The 17506-nt window shown below is 35.3% G+C and carries 12 protein-coding genes, 1 pseudogene and 3 other annotated features; of the genes and pseudogenes, 2 read left to right on the top strand and 11 right to left on the bottom strand.

Translation table 11 applies throughout. The features are described from left to right. Nucleotides 1–2: 2 nt before the first annotated feature. The 5 genes from tyrA to AC1Q8N_RS01670 form a co-directional block, all read right to left on the bottom strand. Nucleotides 3–1103 carry a prephenate dehydrogenase gene (tyrA, locus tag AC1Q8N_RS01690; RefSeq protein WP_048547887.1) on the bottom strand — a complete coding sequence of 367 codons (1101 nt, stop codon included), beginning with the start codon at nucleotides 1101–1103 and terminating at the stop codon, nucleotides 3–5. Next, entirely contained in the window at nucleotides 1096–2196 is a 1101-nt protein-coding gene (gene hisC / locus AC1Q8N_RS01685) for a histidinol-phosphate transaminase (protein ID WP_098079245.1), read from the bottom strand. The genes tyrA and hisC overlap by 8 nt, the downstream gene beginning before the upstream one ends. A gap of 18 nt (nucleotides 2197–2214) precedes the next feature. Then, nucleotides 2215–3387, bottom strand: a complete 1173-nt coding sequence (gene aroC / locus AC1Q8N_RS01680; protein WP_098068007.1) for a chorismate synthase — start codon at nucleotides 3385–3387, stop codon at nucleotides 2215–2217. A gap of 53 nt (nucleotides 3388–3440) precedes the next feature. Beyond that, nucleotides 3441–3660 (bottom strand) — a binding site (T-box leader). A 9-nt stretch (nucleotides 3661–3669) separates the two neighbouring features. Further along, entirely contained in the window at nucleotides 3670–4746 is a 1077-nt protein-coding gene (locus AC1Q8N_RS01675) for a bifunctional 3-deoxy-7-phosphoheptulonate synthase/chorismate mutase (protein ID WP_001273578.1), read from the bottom strand. 194 nt (nucleotides 4747–4940) lie between these two features. Next, nucleotides 4941–5176: a binding site (T-box leader), on the bottom strand. Between the two features lie 54 nt (nucleotides 5177–5230). After that, nucleotides 5231–5467: a binding site (T-box leader), on the bottom strand. A gap of 107 nt (nucleotides 5468–5574) precedes the next feature. Then, nucleotides 5575–9054, bottom strand: a complete 3480-nt coding sequence (locus AC1Q8N_RS01670) for a DUF4020 domain-containing protein (RefSeq protein WP_493521031.1) — start codon at nucleotides 9052–9054, stop codon at nucleotides 5575–5577. 181 nt (nucleotides 9055–9235) lie between these two features. Between AC1Q8N_RS01670 and AC1Q8N_RS01665 the strand changes: the two genes are divergently transcribed. Continuing rightward, nucleotides 9236–9673, top strand: coding sequence for a YndM family protein (locus tag AC1Q8N_RS01665; protein WP_098577112.1), 438 nt, complete (start codon nucleotides 9236–9238; stop codon nucleotides 9671–9673). Between the two features lie 388 nt (nucleotides 9674–10061). On the opposite strand, the gene AC1Q8N_RS01660 is transcribed toward AC1Q8N_RS01665, so the two are convergent. The 5 genes and pseudogenes from AC1Q8N_RS01660 to AC1Q8N_RS01640 all read right to left on the bottom strand — a co-directional run. Next, nucleotides 10062–11891, bottom strand: coding sequence for an ABC transporter ATP-binding protein (locus AC1Q8N_RS01660; protein WP_493521030.1), 1830 nt, complete (start codon nucleotides 11889–11891; stop codon nucleotides 10062–10064). Then, the gene (locus AC1Q8N_RS01655; protein WP_493521029.1) at nucleotides 11884–13647 is read right to left on the bottom strand and encodes an ABC transporter ATP-binding protein; all 1764 of its coding nucleotides are present in this window, start codon (nucleotides 13645–13647) and stop codon (nucleotides 11884–11886) included. Before AC1Q8N_RS01655 ends, AC1Q8N_RS01660 begins: the two co-directional genes overlap by 8 nt. Before the next feature lie 106 nt (nucleotides 13648–13753). Then, nucleotides 13754–14377, bottom strand: a complete 624-nt coding sequence (locus AC1Q8N_RS01650) for a TetR/AcrR family transcriptional regulator (protein WP_048547590.1) — start codon at nucleotides 14375–14377, stop codon at nucleotides 13754–13756. A gap of 324 nt (nucleotides 14378–14701) precedes the next feature. Next, a complete protein-coding gene (locus AC1Q8N_RS01645) occupies nucleotides 14702–15226 on the bottom strand; it encodes a cysteine hydrolase family protein (RefSeq protein WP_048547889.1) in 525 nt (174 codons plus the stop codon). 15 nt (nucleotides 15227–15241) lie between these two features. Then, nucleotides 15242–15775, bottom strand: a pseudogene (locus AC1Q8N_RS01640) (GNAT family N-acetyltransferase); the annotation flags it as partial. 219 nt (nucleotides 15776–15994) lie between these two features. Here AC1Q8N_RS01640 and AC1Q8N_RS01635 point away from each other — a divergent pair. Then, the gene (locus AC1Q8N_RS01635) at nucleotides 15995–16513 is read left to right on the top strand and encodes a kinase (RefSeq protein WP_048547592.1); all 519 of its coding nucleotides are present in this window, start codon (nucleotides 15995–15997) and stop codon (nucleotides 16511–16513) included. 138 nt (nucleotides 16514–16651) lie between these two features. Here the strand turns inward: AC1Q8N_RS01635 and AC1Q8N_RS01630 are convergent. Further along, nucleotides 16652–17506: 3D domain-containing protein (locus AC1Q8N_RS01630; RefSeq protein ID WP_493521028.1), on the bottom strand; the 855-nt coding region annotated here is incomplete at its 5' end.

Below are 17506 nucleotides of genomic sequence, written 5' to 3'. Positions count from 1 at the left end.
ATTTAAATTGTTTCATAAGTTTGGTATTTTTCTTCTCTAAGCGCTAGCTTTGCTTTCATACGATCTTCTTCTCTTTGGAAGCTAATACGTAATACCCCAAGCAACCCTTCACGTGCTTCTAATATTTGCAAGTTCGTAATACTAATTTCTTCACGTGCCAAAATACTCGTAATATGAGCCAATGCCCCTACTTTATCTAAAACATCGACGTATAAGTCGTGATAGGCAGGAATTGCCCCTCTCTTTCGTACTGGTAAAGAGTCACGGTATTCTTTCGCGTCTGCAAAATAGTTTTGGATCTCGCCTGCATCTCCGGTAGAAACTGTATCATATAAATCTTCCATTTCAGAGATCCACTCTTTTAATAATACCATTAAATGCTCGCGATTTTGCTTAACAATATCACTCCACATTTTTGGGCTACTGGATGCGATACGTGTAATGTCTTTAAACCCTCCGGCAGCTAGTTGATGAATGAGTGGATTATCTCCTGCATGTTTCTCCACTTGCTTTACTAATCCAGCTGCGATAAGATGCGGAAAATGACTAACGATCCCTGTTACATAATCATGTTCCTCTGTATTTAGAACGAGAAAATGAGATCCTGTTCCTTGTAACCAACACTTCAGTTCTTCCACATGTTCATTTGGCACATGATTCATCGGCGTTAAAATATAAAATGCATTTTCAAATAAATGTGCTTTTGCACTTTCAACTCCCGTTTTATGAGAACCTGCCATCGGATGTCCACCAATGAAAGATACTTCCTTTGAAAATAAAGCTTCCGCTTCATTCATGATCGTCCCTTTTGTACTACCAACATCTGTTACAATAACATCTTCTCGTAAATGAAATGACGCTAATTTGTGTAATAACTTCTTCGTTTCTTCAACTGGAGAAGCAAACACAATTAAATGCGCCTCTTCACATGCATGCTGTAAATCTACTGCTACTTCATCTACTACATGTAATTCTTTTGCACGCTCTACTTGTTCTTGAAATATATCATAACCTGTTATCGTTACATCGTGCTCTTTCTTAATTGCTAATGCGAGAGAGCCTCCGATTAAACCAGTTCCAATTAAAACTACATTTTTACGCATTTTCCTCATCTCGAGACTTTCTTTTTTTATTTTGAAAGTGTTGTTTTAACACTAAAATCACTCCTTCATTTTGCTCCCTTGTTCCGACTGTAATACGGACACCATTTGGGAACGGACGAATAATAAATCCTGCGTGTGCACAAGCTTCATAAATCTCCCCAGCATTCTCAACTGGCAAGAAGATGAAATTTGTTTGCGATGGATAAAACGGAATTTCATTTTTCTTACAAAAGCTTTCGTATTGTTGTAATCCCTCTGTATTCACACGAACTATTTCCTCAATAAACTCGTCATCACTAAAAGCAATCGTCGCTGCTTTTTGCGCTAATGAAGATACGTTAAATGGCAAACGTACGACATTTAATTTCTCGATTAGCTCTTCCTGTCCAATTGCATATCCAACGCGGAAAGAAGCTAATCCGTACGCTTTAGAAAATGTTCTAAGTACAAGAATATTTTTATGTTTTTCTAAAAGCGGTAATGTCTCTGGGAAATCCTTTGCTGTTACGTATTCATAGTACGCTTCATCAATGACAATTAACGTATTTTCACTAATACCTTCAATAAATTGAGTCAATTTTCGATCATTCACATATGTGCCTGTCGGGTTGTTCGGATTACAAATCCATACGATTTTCGTCTTATTATTTATTGCTGACGAAATTTCGTCTAAATCGTATACACCGTTATTTAAAGGGATTTCTTTCACTTCACAACCTTCAATAATTGCATGATGACGGTACTGCGGGAATGTTGCACCAGCCGTTACGATGTTATCTCCTGCTTTAAGTACTGCACGGCTTATTATTTGAATGACTTCATCTAAACCACTACCGCAAAGTATTTGTTCCATTTGAACATGTAACTTATTTGCAATTGTTTGACGGAGTGCTGTAGCACCTCCGTCAGGATATAAAGCATGTTCCAACCACGATTTTTGCAACTCATCTAAAACACGTGGTGAGCAGCCGAATGGATTTTCATTTGATGCTAATTTGACAAATGAATGATCTCCGTACACTTCTTTCATTTGTTCAGGTGATTTACCTGGTTTATATGGTTGTAATGATGATAGTTGATCTTTTACTTGCATGTTAAAACCACCTTTTTATTAAAATTCTTTTGCGTATTTATTATGTTGCGTAATGTTTTGCTGAATTAAATCCATACGATCTTTTCCGAATTGTTCGACTAGTGCATGTGCAAGTTCCCATGCTACAACAGATTCAGCTACTACACCTGCTGCTGGTACTGCACAACTATCAGATCTTTCAATACTCGCTTGGAATGCTTCTTTCGTATCAATGTCAACACTTGCTAACGGTTTATATAATGTAGGTATTGGCTTCATAACACCTCTTACGACAATTGGCATTCCTGTTGTCATACCGCCTTCTAAACCGCCGGCATTATTCGTTTTTCTCGTGTATCCATTTTCTTCATCCCATAATATTTCATCGTGTACTTTACTTCCTGGCTGTCTTGCTGCTTCAAAACCAACGCCAATTTCAGCACCTTTAAATGCATTAATACTCATAATTGCACCAGCAAGTTTTGCATCTAATTTACGATCGTAATGAACGTAACTACCAACGCCAATTGGCATACCTTCTGCAATGACTTCAACAATACCGCCGATTGAATCCCCACTACTTTTAGCGTTATCTATTGCATCCATCATCACTTGTTCTACTTCTTTATCTAAACATCGAACTGGTGAATTTTCAGTAATCGTTTGAATTTCTTCTATTGGTAAGTTTGAAATTCGTTTCGCTTGTACCCCACCAATTTCAAGAACATGCCCTGCAATTTCTACGCCTAATTCTTTCAAAATTTGTTTCGCAACTGCACCAGCAGCTACACGAACTGTCGTTTCTCTTGCAGATGAGCGCTCTAATACGTTTCTTATATCACGATGTCCATATTTAATTGCACCGTTTAAATCTGCATGTCCTGGACGTGGTTTTGTAATTGTACGTTTCATATCTTTACTTTCTTTTTCCGAAATTGGCTCTGCACCCATTACTTTCGTCCAATGTTTGAAATCATCATTTTTAACGATTAACGTTATTGGTGAGCCAAGTGTCATCCCATGGCGAACACCACTTACAATTTCAACTGTATCAGTTTCTATTTGCATGCGTCTTCCGCGTCCGTGCCCTTTTTGTCTTCTTAATAATTCTTTATTAATATGTTCCGATGTTAATGTTAAACCTGCTGGTACACCTTCTAAAATAACTGTTAACTGTGGTCCATGTGATTCTCCAGCTGTAATGTATCTCATTTCTCTTGCCCCTTTACTATTTTTTTGTACAAAAAAGTCCCTACTGAGCGCTCAGTAGGGACGATGTTTATCGCGGTACCACCCTAGTTGTAGACAACTATCGTCTACCTCTCTTCTTCTGTAACGATCGTTTGACCGTCTTTCCCTCCAAAAGTTGGCGGAAAAGATGCTCCAAGGTTGTAATTCATGCTTACCTTTGTACTGATTCACACCGACCATCAGCTCTCTTTAACAGTGAGATAAGCACTACTGTTTCCTTTTCAGCGCATATATGATATGGAATTAAGATAATTTATTTTTGAAACCTTTTAACTCATCCATGAATCTATGGAATTCTGGAATATCCATTTGTTGTGCAGAATCTGATAATGCAACCGCTGGGTCTGGGTGTACTTCAGCCATTACTGCATCTGCGCCAATTGCAAGTGCTGCTTTCGCTGTTGGTAATAATAAATCTCTGCGTCCAGTTGAATGCGTTACGTCAACGATTACTGGTAAATGTGTTTCTTTCTTTAAAATCGGTACTGCTGAAATGTCTAATGTGTTACGTGTCGCTCTTTCGTATGTGCGGATACCACGCTCACATAGAATAATTTGGTCGTTACCTTGTGCAATGATGTACTCAGCTGCGTTAATGAACTCATCAATTGTTGCTGCTAATCCACGTTTTAATAATACTGGCTTGTTAACTTTACCTACAGCTCGTAATAAATCGAAGTTTTGCATGTTACGTGCACCAACTTGAATTACATCAACGTAGTCTAATGCCATTTCAACATCGTTCGGATTTAAGATTTCACTAATGATCGCTAAGTCGAACTCATCTGCTACTTGGCGTAAAATTTGTAATCCTTCTACTCCCAAACCTTGGAAGTCGTATGGAGATGTTCTTGGTTTGAAAGCACCACCGCGCATTAATTTTAGACCTTGGTCTTTCATCGCTTGCCCTACTTGGCGAACTTGCTCTAAGCTTTCTACCGCACAAGGTCCCATGATGAACGTTTGTGTTCCGTTTCCAATCAATTCACCTTTCACATTAACGATTGTATTTTCTTGTTTCTTTTTACGTGATACTAGTAATGCTTTACGGTTATCATCTTCTTGTAATTCTAAGCTAGCTTTGAAGATTGTTTTGAAAATGTGTTGAACTGTTGACGTTTCGAATGGTCCTTCGTTATGCTCTGCGATCATATCAAGTACTTCACGCTCACGTACTGGATCAAAACGTTTCGTACCCTGTACTTGCTTTTGCTCCCCAATTTTTTGAACGATTTCACCACGTTTGTTTAAAAGGTGTAATAGTTGTAAGTTAATTTCATCTACCTGTTTACGTAATTGATCTAATTCATGATTTGCCATTTGGAAATCCTCCTCTAATGTTTTAAAAGTATAGTAAGAGAATGAAAAATTCTCTATTTTCTGAACTGATAAATTATACAAAATTTAAGTGGAATCGATACCTCTTCTTATTTTAAACGAATACTTTCTATAAGGACACTATCAACTCAATCAAAACCCACTTTTTTGTACAAAAAATCCCTACTGATCCAATCAGTAGGGACGATATTTATCGCGGTACCACCCTAGTTGTAGACTTATTTCGTCTACCTCTCTTCATTTTTAACGATCATCTGACCGTCTTTCCCTTCATAAAGACAATACTATCTTTACTACGAAAAAGATGCTCTAGGACTGTAATTCGCTCTTGTTTTTGTACTGGTTCGCACCAACCACCAGCTCTCTGTTACAGGGAAACAACAACTACTGCTTTTCCTTTCAACGCATATATATTTAATTTTCAAGTTAGACCACTAAAATACAAAAAGTCCCTACTGAATAAATCAGTAGGGACGATATTTATCGCGGTACCACCCTAGTTGTAGACTAACTTTCCGTCTACCTCTCTTCACTGTTAACGATCAATTGACCGCTTTTTCTTCATAAAGACAATACTATCTTTACTACGAAAAAGATGCTCCAAGACTGTAATTCATGATTATCCCTGTACTGGTTCACACCAACCACCAGCTCTCTGTTACAGTAAGACTAACCACTACTGTGATCTCTTCATTGCACTTTGTTTATTCAAATGTTTTTGAAATTGAATAAGTATGATTCGTATTATAGAACGCTTTTCAAAACACTGTCAACAACTTTTTATATTTTTTTTGAAATTCCACTTCCACCCTACATTTCTTCTTGTAAATTCTCCATAACAATTCCGATGCGAATTATCTCATTATCTATTGCATTTAATACATATTTTTCTACTCCATACTGGATTAATATTTCTTTTATTTGAATGATTTCAGTTTCAAGTAAATCGGCTTCTTGAAGCGTTTGTAGTAAAGTGAAAAATACATTTGCATACAATTCTTTATACATTTTTATACTCTCTGTCTTTTCAAGTATTTCATTAAACAACTGTTTTAACTCCGTTTGATTCCCTTTTCCAACCAAACCTGAAAATGTTTTCATTATAGATAATCCTCTTTCTACTATTTCATCCATAAATAAAATAATACGCAAAAGCATTACATATTCTCTAGCTGTGATTTCACCCATTTTCGGTCGCTCTCGCAAAAATACACTGAGCCAAGATGCCCAAAATTTTTGTTGTTCTTTTGCACTTAACGTTTTGACGTAATAGCATAAAAACTGCATAAATTTAATTTTATTTTCTTCATTTTCTTGTATAAGTAACGGGTATAACCAATCTGTTTTTTGTTCCCAATATAGTACACATTTAATAAATACAAAACTGAGCCATTTCAAGAAAGCTTCCCTCGTATGCGGATGTAATACTTCCAAATGTTCTACCGCATACTTAATAAATCGTTTCATTTCTGTAAATAAAGGTAAATTGATTTGCGTGTAACATAAACCTGCCCATGCATATTTCGTAATCTCATTTTCTTTCTTTAAATCTAAGCATGGCAACAAATATTTTCGGCACCATTGCTTCTCAATATGATAAAGAAATGTAACATCTGCTACTAAACGAGCTAACATAAAATTTGTCCGTACTTTACTAACTCTTACTTGTTCTTCAAATAAAAATAAATATTCATATACATTACGATCGTATAAATGATCATATGATAACAGTTTTAATAATACAGCTGTCATTTTCCCAACAGGATGCTGAATCGATTCATTGTAAAAGTCTTGTTTTCCAAGCTTAAAATCTGTATCACTTTTCATTACTTGAGGGAATACCGAAAAAGCAAAACGTTTCACACTGCGTATACTATTTTCCTCTAACTCTTCTAATCGATTACTAATCTCATATAGAAAGCTACTAATTAACCAATGAAAAGCAGTATTTCTAACAAATTTCTGTAATAGCGGAATTACTTTTTGGATTTGTTCATTTGTCAATCCTCGGTTATTTCGCCACTCTCTAATACAAACAAACCATACTTCATTACTTATTTCGTGCATACCAACTAATTGATAGGCAAATGAAATACTCCATTCTGTATTCAACTTACATGCTTTCGATAACATCTCTAAAAAATGGCGTTGTTCAAAAACACCATCTTGAGAAAATTGACGAACTTGCTTCATAATTTCATCGTCTTTCAACTGCAATAATCCATCAGCAGTTACATTACAAGTAATACTTTGATCTGCCGTCTCTTTCTTTTGTACACTATATCGATCAGAATGAAAGTGAGGATGTTTTTGCTTCATTAACTCATAACCTTTTGCTGTAGATAGACTATTCGAATCACAAGTGAATAATAAATCTAAAACTAGACAAGCATCAAATGCTCTCTCCTCTGCAAGGTCCTTCAATACAATTTGAATAACCTCTTCCTTTGTTTTTTCTAAAGAGTGTGCGAAATGATTTTTTATAAGTTGAAAAACTTCGTGTTTATACGTGATATCTAAAAGAAGTCCTTCCTGTAACAACCATTTCATTTTGGCATCGGCGCTAACGAATATATTTTTATTCATCGCATCAATTGCAATTCGGTTCTGAAGCATGCTGTTTGCTTCTATCATTTCTGTAATATAATAATTTGCTTTTTTTTCATTATTTTCACACAAATAGGCTAAACACTCTTTTACAATTTGAATTAAAAATGCAAGATCATTTTGCTGAAACTCTTTTTCAACATTTTCCTTATCCTTTTTTTTCAGTGCCGTTTGTCGTAGTGATAACATTCGCATCTTCTCTATTCCCATCATCATAATTGGTACGGCGTAATAGGAAATATGGGGTTTCATCTTCTCATTCCAAATTTGCTCCACATAAGAAAATGTAGACACTGGTAAACGACTCGATTCCTCAAGTTCTATTGATTCTTGCGTATCATTTCCCCATTTTCTTTCCCGCTTCAATTTCAGTTTTCCGTCCAAAATAAACGTTAGTAATAATAAAGCAATTTCTTTATGCTCAGGAAAAGAACATTTTTGCAGTAAGCAAGAAATTTTTTCAATAGATCTACTATCTTTTTCAGCTGTTTCTAATAAAAGAAGTGTCCATCTTGCAAACAACAACGGGTCCATTTTAATTTTCGTTTCGTTTAAGTAGCTACAAATTGTTCTCCATAATAACCGAGATATTTTAGAATGATTTTTAAAAATTAATTGAAATAATTCTTTTTGATGACTAAAAAGAAATTGTTCCACCAACCATTCTGCAAGTAATTCATCTACCTCATTATCGTTTGATGTAACTAAAAATAAATTTTGTAATTTCCCTTCCGCTTCAAGCCATTCCACCCATTCATAATCGTGAGCAAATTCAACAAAGTAGCGGACTGTTTCAATTTTTTTTATGGATTGTTTTATGTATGATAATTGTTCCTGCTCTACTGACGGTGGAACTGTAACTATGTCACGAATTCGCATTCGTTTTGTAATATAATTATCTCCCATTAATTCTGCCCATCGCTTCACTGCTTTAACAAGAGATTGATGATTATTACCTTTATTCGGGTATACAATCGGCCGTATTCCTAAATGCTCCCAATGGTACGTATTTTCCCCTTGTGCAACAAATGCATAACGCCTTGTACTTGGCGGTAAACCAGTAGCCAAATATTTCATTACTGGGTCATTATGGCTATATCCAACGAATAAAACAGTATAATTCGAGAATAAATCAACTAAAAACCTTCTTGCCCAGCCTTCGGTCAAGTAAGCCCTTCCAAAATCACCATCTGTTAAAATTAAAGCTTCTTTCTCTTGTTCTATATTGCCATGTATGTAAGCGAGTCCTTTAAACGCTCTACCTGTAGGTAACGCAGGTGCGTAATATACGTTTAATTCTCTATTCATTTCTTTCATCGCAGTTGTAAAATGCCGATCAAAATTTGTCGTGACAATGCGGACTTCCGTATCTAAAGGAAACAACCTCGGAATCGCATAATGAAGCGGATTCGGCTTTGATTTTTCAATATGAACTAAATCTCTTGCAACTTGATGTATATCTTTTGTTTTCGCAATTTTACCAAGATAATAATCATGAGGTTCTGTTATTTCACGCGTTTCTACATATAACGTTTTCGCAATCTCATCAACTAGATCATCAAAATTCGGTAAGTTTGATTTCCCTTTCATAGAAACTCCCGCTCCAACAAATAGTACTAACTTTCCTTGTTCAAGATGATCAATTAACTCCTCTGGAATTTCTACTTCTGAAGTAATCCACATCATGGATTCCCCCTTACCTAAAAATGTCATATACTCTCATTTTACTATAACATTTTTTCTTTGTTTTTTTAATATTTAGACAAAAAAACGAACATGAAAAAGTTTTATGTAAATATATTCGTTACAATGTATGAACTCCTAAATTTATTGTAAAACTATGTATAAATCGGAGGTGTAAATATTGAATGGTTTTACTGTAGTACTTATCAAATTTATATCGTGCATTATCGCATTTAGTATTGGACTCGCTTTATTTTTCCCTGCAACGTTCGTCCAAATTATTTCATTTAGTCTCTTTGTTACAATCGTTTCCTATATGTTCGTCGATAAAATCATATTAAACCGAATAGGCAATACCGGTGCCATTATATCGGATTTCTTACTAACGTATTTAAGCGTATGGATTTTCGGTAATATTTTATTAGACAATTACATGCAAATTGCATGGGGTAGTTTCCTTTCCGCTACTGTCTTTACATTATCTGAAGTAATCGTTCATCGCTTTTCTAACTCACACACAAGGCACAACAATGATAACATTCATATTAATCGCCGCTTTGCATATGGTACGGAGTTTGCTGAAGAGCAGAATATATTGGATAAAGATAAGAAGAAATAACATTTTGATGCAGGGGCGCCCTTTTTAATTATGTGGTGCTCCTTTTTCTATACTCTAAATTCGGTACATGAAATTATCAAAGCGCTTATTTATATACTGAGGCAACATGTATTACTTTTGCTTTAAATTATAATCACATTCTTCAGCAATTGGATCCTAACTTCGTTTGCCATTTCCATAATAATGTACGGTTTTCCCTTTTCCCATCTATATACTTTGGAAATGAGATTATATTTTTCTCCTTGAAAATATCCCCTTCAAGTATAGTGTAACATTCCACATTGAAAATGTAGTTTTTCACACTATCTCCTTTAAGGGGATAATCAACCTTTATTATTTATTAACTCGTGCTGCTTTTTCTCGGTTTAAAACAAAACCATTTCGATTTTTAAGATGCATCTTCAAACTGACTATTGTATAAATCCGCATAAAATCCTTTTTCAGCAATTAACTCTTCGTGATTACCACTTTCAATAATATCTCCGTCTTTCATAACCAAAATCAAATCGGCATTTCTAATTGTTGAAAGTCTGTGTGCAATAACAAATGATGTTTTACCCACCATCAATTTATCCATCGCTTCTTGAATAAGCGCTTCAGTACGAGTGTCAACGGAACTAGTAGCCTCATCTAAAATAAGTAACGGTGCTTTTTTTACCATGGCCCTTGCAATAGTAAGCAGCTGTTTTTGCCCTACAGATAAGCTCGCTTTATCATTTAAAGCTGTATCGTAACCTTTAGGCAAAGTTCTAATAAAATGGTCCAAACCTACTGCCTTACAAGCCGCAACTACTTCTTCATCAGTTACTTCTACTTTGTTATAAATTATATTTTCCTTAATCGTACCTTCAAATAACCAAGTATCTTGCAACACCATACAAAATAGATCATGAACATTTTTACGAGTAATCGAATTAGTCGGTACATCCTCAATTTTTATTTCACCGCTATCAACTTCATAGAAACGCATAAGGAGGTTAACAAGCGTTGTTTTCCCTGCACCGGTAGGTCCAACAATTGCAACTTTTTGGCCGGCTTTGATATGAGCAGAGAAATCTTTAATAATAAGCTTCTCTTTCGTATATCCAAACTTAACATTTTTAAATTCCACATTACCTTTGACATCATTGGCATTTAATATAGTTTCTTTGTCACTTTCGTCTTCAAGCTCATCTTCGTCTAAGAATTCAAATACACGTTCGCTTGCTGCAGAAGTTGACTGCAAACTTGTTGCTGCCTGTGCTAACTGAGACAATGGCTGTGTAAATAAACGAATATAAACCATAAATGAAACGATAACACCAAATGTAATGGTACCTTTCATCGCTAGTGTAGCACCTACTACACAAACAACAACATATCCCAAATTTCCAATAAAGATCATAAGGGGCATCATCATCCCTGACATAAACTGTGATCTCCACGCACTTTTAAACAAGCTTTCATTGATTTTATTAAATTGTTGCTTCGCTTCTTTATCGCCGTTATAAACCTTCACTATATCATGCCCTGAGTAAATTTCTTCAATATGCCCATTCATTCTACCAAGGTCTTTCTGCTGGCGTATGAAATATTTTTGTGATTTGGATATGATGAAAATCATTAATACAAATCCAACTGCCGTTGCAGCAATAGCCGAAAGTGTCATCGTAACATTAATTGAGAACATCATAATTAAAGACCCTAGGAACATAACGACCGCTGTCACTAACGAACCAACACTTTGATTTAAAGTCTGACCAATCATATCTACATCGTTTGTGACACGACTTAATACATCTCCATAGGTCGTAGAGTCAAAATATTTTAATGGTAATTTATCGATTTTGTCAGCAATATCCGTACGTAATCGTTTGGATACTCGCTGAGTAATAGTGGCCATAATAAACGACTGAATATAGCTGAAAATAAAACTCAGTCCGTACAAAATAGCAAGAAGTAGAGCAATATTTCCTATTGCCGTAATATCAATCTTACCTGCCATACCCTCCGTAATTAAATCAGTTATTTCACTAAGCATATTGGGCCCAATGATAGTAAAAATGGTTCCTACAGCTGCCAATACAAGCGCAAAGACAATCGCTGGTAAATACGGTTTACAATAGGCAATTAACTTTCCCCACGGCTTTTTAAAGTTCTTTGGCTTTTCTCCAGGAGCTACCATTCCTCCTGGGCCACCGCTACTTTTTCGAGGACTATTTGTTTGATTATTACGCATTTCCCAGCTCCTCCTTCGATAGTTGTGAATAGGCAATTTCCTGATAAGTCTTACAAGTTTTCAACAATTCATCATGTGTTCCCATACCTACTATTTTACCTTCGTCAAGAACGATGATTTTGTCAGCATCTTTAATCGTTCCAATTCGCTGTGCTACAATCAAGGTCGTCGCACCTTTCGTTTCTTTTTTCAAGGTAGAACGAAGCTGACGATCTGTTTTATAATCTAGTGCAGAGAACGAATCATCAAAAATAAAGATTTCAGGATTTTTGCTTACTGCTCTTGCAATAGAAAGGCGTTGTTTTTGTCCCCCAGAAAGGTTTGTACCGCCTTGGGCAATAGCAGCATTATATTCGCCATCCATTTTTTCTACAAATTCTTTTCCTTGGGCAATTTCCACCGCTTTTTTGATATCCTCATCTATCGGCAAGGTTTGGCCGTTATCACCATATGCCACATTGGATTTTACTGTACCTGAAAATAATACGGCTTTTTGAGACACATAACCAAACTTATTATGAAGGGCTTCTTGTGCATACTCTTTTACATTGATCCCGTCGACTATAACCTCTCCCTCAGAAACATCATAAAATCTTGGAATCAAATTAATCAGCGTACTTTTGCCACTACCAGTAGAGCCAATAAAAGCGACAGTTTCACCTTTATGTGCCGTAAAACTAATATCTTTCAAAACATATTCTCCTGCGTCAGGATATTTAAAGCTCACATTACGCAGTTCGATTTTACCTTCAACTCCCTTAGGCGACGCCTTCATCTCCCCATCCGTAATTGTCTGAGGGGTATCTAACACTTCATTAATACGTGCTGCAGATACTGAAGCACGCGGCAGCATAATAAACGTCATCGCTAATAACATAAACGCCATAACGACCTGCATTGCGTAAGACGAAAATACTACCATATCACTGAACAAACCGATTCGATCCATTCCACCTGCATTCATAATCAAATGAGCCCCAATCCAATAGATAGAAAGAGTTAAACCTGACATAATTAGACCCATACCCGGCTGCATAATGGCCATCAGGCGGTTCACCAAAAGATTTGTATCTGTTAAATCTTCATTTGCTTTTTCAAATTTTGCTTCTTGATACTCTTGTGCGTTATAGGCATGAACAACACGAATACCAGTTAAACCTTCTCTTGTTACTAGGTTCAGATTATCTGTCATTTTTTGGACTACTTTAAATTTCGGTAGCACAAAGATGATAATGCTGCCTATCATTACAAGCAAAGCAACGACTGCTACTCCTGTTGCCGCTGACCATTCCCAACTTTTACCTGTAATCTTCAAAATGGCCCAAACCGCAAGGATAGGAGCTTTAATCATAACTTGAAGACCCATTGCAACAGTCTGCTGTATTTGCGTTATATCATTAGTAGAACGAGTAATAAGACTTGCCGTTGAAAAACCATTAATTTCTTCCATAGAGAAAGATAACGTTTTGTTAAATACCCCTTTTCTCAATTCTTTTGAAAGGGAAGTTGCTACTCTCGCCGCAAAATAACCAACAACAACTGATAAAATCATACTGCCGAGAGCACATAAAAGCATCTTTCCTCCTGCTGCCCATATCTCGCTCGTTTCGCTACCCTTCGTCTGTACAAGGGTTGTAATTTCAGACATAAAATCTGGTAGCTTCAAATCTAACCACACTTGACCTGCAATGAACACAATACTAGCAACAATAAGTATCCATTCTTTTTGTTTTAAGTATTTAAATATTTTCAACATATTTACATTTCTCCTCATTTTTCGATAATATGCCAATGATATTGTGAAAAATAATTCTAAACAGAATTACCTTTTTAAATCCCTTACTTTTTTTTGTGGATATCATTTAATTTTCCACCCTTTTATAGAGCCCTTTTTTTAGTAATGAAATTTCTAAAGTATAGTTTTCCACCGATTCATCGAATGGTATTTCCTTCGCAAAATTTTGAATAAGATTGTGAAAAGTCACCGCCGTGATAATCTTCATAACATGAAATATTTCTCGTTCTTCTGTAATATTTAATTTTTCTTTATTTATTAAGACCATGATTTCGGACAATCTATTTTTATGATTATCCTCGTTCATATTTCGAGTAAATGTATTTTCAACTTTATAATTCATATTTAAAAAGGCATTTCTAAAAAAATTTCGATTTTCTAGGTTTTTGAATTTTTCTAGCATATATTGGTACAATTCAATATATGAGTCAAATAAATCACCCTCATTTTCTTTTAATATTGAAATGAATTTTTCATTATCTCTTTTAGAATGATCATTTAATAAAAAGAAGAAAACATCTTCTTTATCCTCAAAATATTGATAAAAACTTCCCCTCGGTATTCCAGCGTCTTTAATAATATTAGAAATCGATGCTTCGAATAACGGAACTCTTGAAAATTCTTTCATCGCTGCCTGAATTAATAGTTCTTTTTTTTCTCTTTCTAAATTAAAAAATGTTTGTTTAGGCATTGTTATTCCTCCGATCAAATAAGTGACAACGTGTCACAATTAGGCGTAATCCAATACTATACGACAACGTGTCATACGTCAACGGAAAAATATGACACGTTGTCATACTTATTTAATTATTGTTTATCGGGAATCGCCTCATCTTTTTTATTTCTTAATACATAGAGTACCGAATGATAAAGAGACATATACTATAAAATATAACATCTGACACTACGAAGATTTAATGTATAAATCAATGTAACGTTTTATTTCTATCTTAATTTCACTTTAAAAATCCCAATAATAAAGAGGCCCCTCATATAGAGATGGCCCCATTCCTACTTATGCTTCTACCTTCAAATCGTTTAGTGAAACGACATCAGCAAACGCTCCAAACACTACGTTATGATGCTTCACAATGTCTTCAGCACGTAACACTTCTGTATCAAACGTACTATGTGCATCACTCACTAACGTTACTTTATACCCTTCACTAAACGCTCTTCGCGTTGTCGTATCCACACAGTACTCTGTTTGCATCCCTGAAATAATAACGTGTTCAATTCCTTTTTCTTGTAACACTTCGCCTAAGTTTGTCTTATGGAATGAATCTGGCGTCGTCTTTTCAACGATACTGTCCCCTTCTTGCGGAGCAATCGCCGCATGTATTCCCCAACCATCTGTACCTTTTTCTAACGGATGACCTTTAGGCCCGTTATGTTGGACATAAATAACCGGAATATCATTTGAACGACATTCTCCAATAAGTTCTTGCAATGTTTGTAAAAACTTTTCCCCATTATGTACTGACATTCCAGCTGTATACATCCCCGCTTGCACATCAATTACAATTAATGCTTTTTTCATTTCGCGCAGCTCCCTTTGTTTGTATTCCATCATCCAACAATCTTCTAATTTCCCCTCATGCAGCTCATGTTCCTTTAATATCTTCACCTTTTTAAATCCGCATTTTTTATAACAGTTTATCGCGCGTTCATTATTTACTTTCGGATCCATTGCGATTGCTTCTGCTCCTGCGTTCTCCATAATATATGTAATTGCTGCCTGAACGAGTTTCGTTCCAATTCCTTTTTCCCAGTAAGTTGGCTCTCCAATAAATTGATCCATTCCCCATATATTTTGTGATTTTTCATAGCCATATAATGTTTTCCACTCAGAATCAACTGGATACATTTGAATGTAACCAATCGGCATTTCATCAAACTCTATTAAACATCTTTTTTCATGACTATTTGGATTATATATAAAATGATCAAGTACCATTTCTACAGATTGCGGATTATCTCGCCCTTCGTAATACTGCAGTACTTCTAGGTCTGTTAACCATTTTGAAATAATTGATGCATCCTCTTCTTTTACGTACCGAACCGATAGATTATCTTTTTGAAATAACATATAGTACCTCTTTTTAATTATTTATATTTTTTCTTGTTGTAAAATCTTTCATTGCCTCTAGATAGCGAAACCATGTCCGTTTCCATATAGGTTGTGCATTCTTTAATGTATCAGCCATCTAGCATCCTACTTTAAATATCCATCATATTGATTATACACTTTCTTTATTTTATTTGTTAAAATTTTCTATATAATCAATATTGTTTTGGGGAATACTTTATGTCTAATCCTATCCTTAAATCAACTTTAATCATTCTTAGAGGAAACTCCGCAAGTGGTAAAACAACAATCGCAAAAGAACTACAAGAACATTTCGGACAAGGTACACTTTTAGTATCACAAGATGTTGTACGTAGAGATATGCTAAGAGTCCACGATACGATAGGGAACTTATCACATGATTTACTATTTGAAATTACGAAGTATGGAAAAGGGAAATGTGATTTTATTATTTTAGAAGGTATTTTAAACAGTCGTAGATATGGTGATATGCTGAAAGAATTAATACATTTTTTTGAAGGAAACGTCTATACATATTACTTTGATTTATCGTTAAAAGAAACGATTCGACGACATAACACAAGGGACAAACGACATGAATTTGGTGAAGATTCCCTAGAAAAATGGTATACTCCGCACGATACAATTGAAGTTACCAGAGAAGCTATTTTTACAGATAACTTGACGCAAAAAGATATATTTGATGCGATTCTTAATGATGTTGTAATACGAAAATAAGACCGACAGAATATGTCAGTCTTATTTTCGTTATGTACTTTATATTTCAGTTTTTATAATTGAACAATCTTTACATATGAAAAAATAAAAGCCAGTCTCAATAAAGAGAACTGACTTCTATCTATAAAAATATATGTATTATAGAATTTTCACTTTAACAGTTTGTCTTCCCCAATTCATAGCCTTACTTTTTGAACCCATTAAAACATCAATGCGATTTCCTTTAATTGCACTTCCCGTATCACCAGCGATAGCTTCTCCATAACCTTCTACCCATACTTTAGATCCTAAAGGAATTACTTTCGGGTCAACTGCGATAATTCTCATATTCGGATTAGTCGTTAAATCATGCCCCATCGCAGTTAAAACGCGTCCACCATATGTACCATTTTCACTTGGATCAGCAGTATATGCTGTCGCTACTACCGTTAATTCACGTTTAGCAGACTGTGTGTTATTTTTAGACTCTTCTTTTGCTTTTGCTTCTTCCTTAGCTTTTGCTATTTCTCTTGCTTTCTCTTCTTCTTTAGCCTTCGCTATCTCTCTTGCTTTCTCTTCTTCTTTAGCCTTTGCTATTTCTCTTGCTTTCTCTTCTTCCTTAACCTTTGCTATTTCCCTTGCTTTCTCTTCTTCTTTAGCCTTTGCTATTTCTCTTGCTTTCTCTTCTTCTTTAGCCTTTGCTATTTCCCTTGCTTTCTCTTCTTCTTTAGCCTTTGCTATTTCCCTTGCTTTCTCTTCTTCTTTAGCCTTTGCTATTTCTCTTGCTTCGGCCTCTTCTTTAGCTTTTGCTTCTTCTTGGGCTTTCACGTCTTCTTTAGGCTTTACTACCTCTTGTACTTTCACTTCTTCTTTAGGCTTTGTTACTTTTTGTACTTTCGCTTCTTCCTTAGGCTTTGCTACTTCTTGTACTTTCACTTCTTCTTTAGGCTTTACTACCTCTTGTACTTTCACTTCTTCTTTAGGCTTTGTTACTTTTTGTACTTTCGCTTCTTC

The sequence above is a fragment of the Bacillus sp. GW823-FHT06B01 genome (genome assembly GCF_058952315.1).
This window is presented reverse-complemented; position numbering and strand designations above follow the sequence as displayed.

What these genes read in the sequence shown, in the direction of transcription:
- tyrA (WP_048547887.1), bottom strand. Translation starts at nt 1,103, where the DNA reads ATGCGTAAAAATGTAGTTTTAATTGGAACTGGTTTAATCGGAGGCTCT.
- hisC (WP_098079245.1), bottom strand. Translation starts at nt 2,196, where the DNA reads ATGCAAGTAAAAGATCAACTATCATCATTACAACCATATAAACCAGGT.
- aroC (WP_098068007.1), bottom strand. Translation starts at nt 3,387, where the DNA reads ATGAGATACATTACAGCTGGAGAATCACATGGACCACAGTTAACAGTT.
- AC1Q8N_RS01675 (WP_001273578.1), bottom strand. Translation starts at nt 4,746, where the DNA reads ATGGCAAATCATGAATTAGATCAATTACGTAAACAGGTAGATGAAATT.
- AC1Q8N_RS01670 (WP_493521031.1), bottom strand. Translation starts at nt 9,054, where the DNA reads ATGTGGATTACTTCAGAAGTAGAAATTCCAGAGGAGTTAATTGATCAT.
- AC1Q8N_RS01660 (WP_493521030.1), bottom strand. Translation starts at nt 11,891, where the DNA reads ATGCGTAATAATCAAACAAATAGTCCTCGAAAAAGTAGCGGTGGCCCA.
- AC1Q8N_RS01655 (WP_493521029.1), bottom strand. Translation starts at nt 13,647, where the DNA reads ATGTTGAAAATATTTAAATACTTAAAACAAAAAGAATGGATACTTATT.
- AC1Q8N_RS01650 (WP_048547590.1), bottom strand. Translation starts at nt 14,377, where the DNA reads ATGCCTAAACAAACATTTTTTAATTTAGAAAGAGAAAAAAAAGAACTA.
- AC1Q8N_RS01645 (WP_048547889.1), bottom strand. Translation starts at nt 15,226, where the DNA reads ATGAAAAAAGCATTAATTGTAATTGATGTGCAAGCGGGGATGTATACA.
- AC1Q8N_RS01635 (WP_048547592.1), top strand. Translation starts at nt 15,995, where the DNA reads ATGTCTAATCCTATCCTTAAATCAACTTTAATCATTCTTAGAGGAAAC.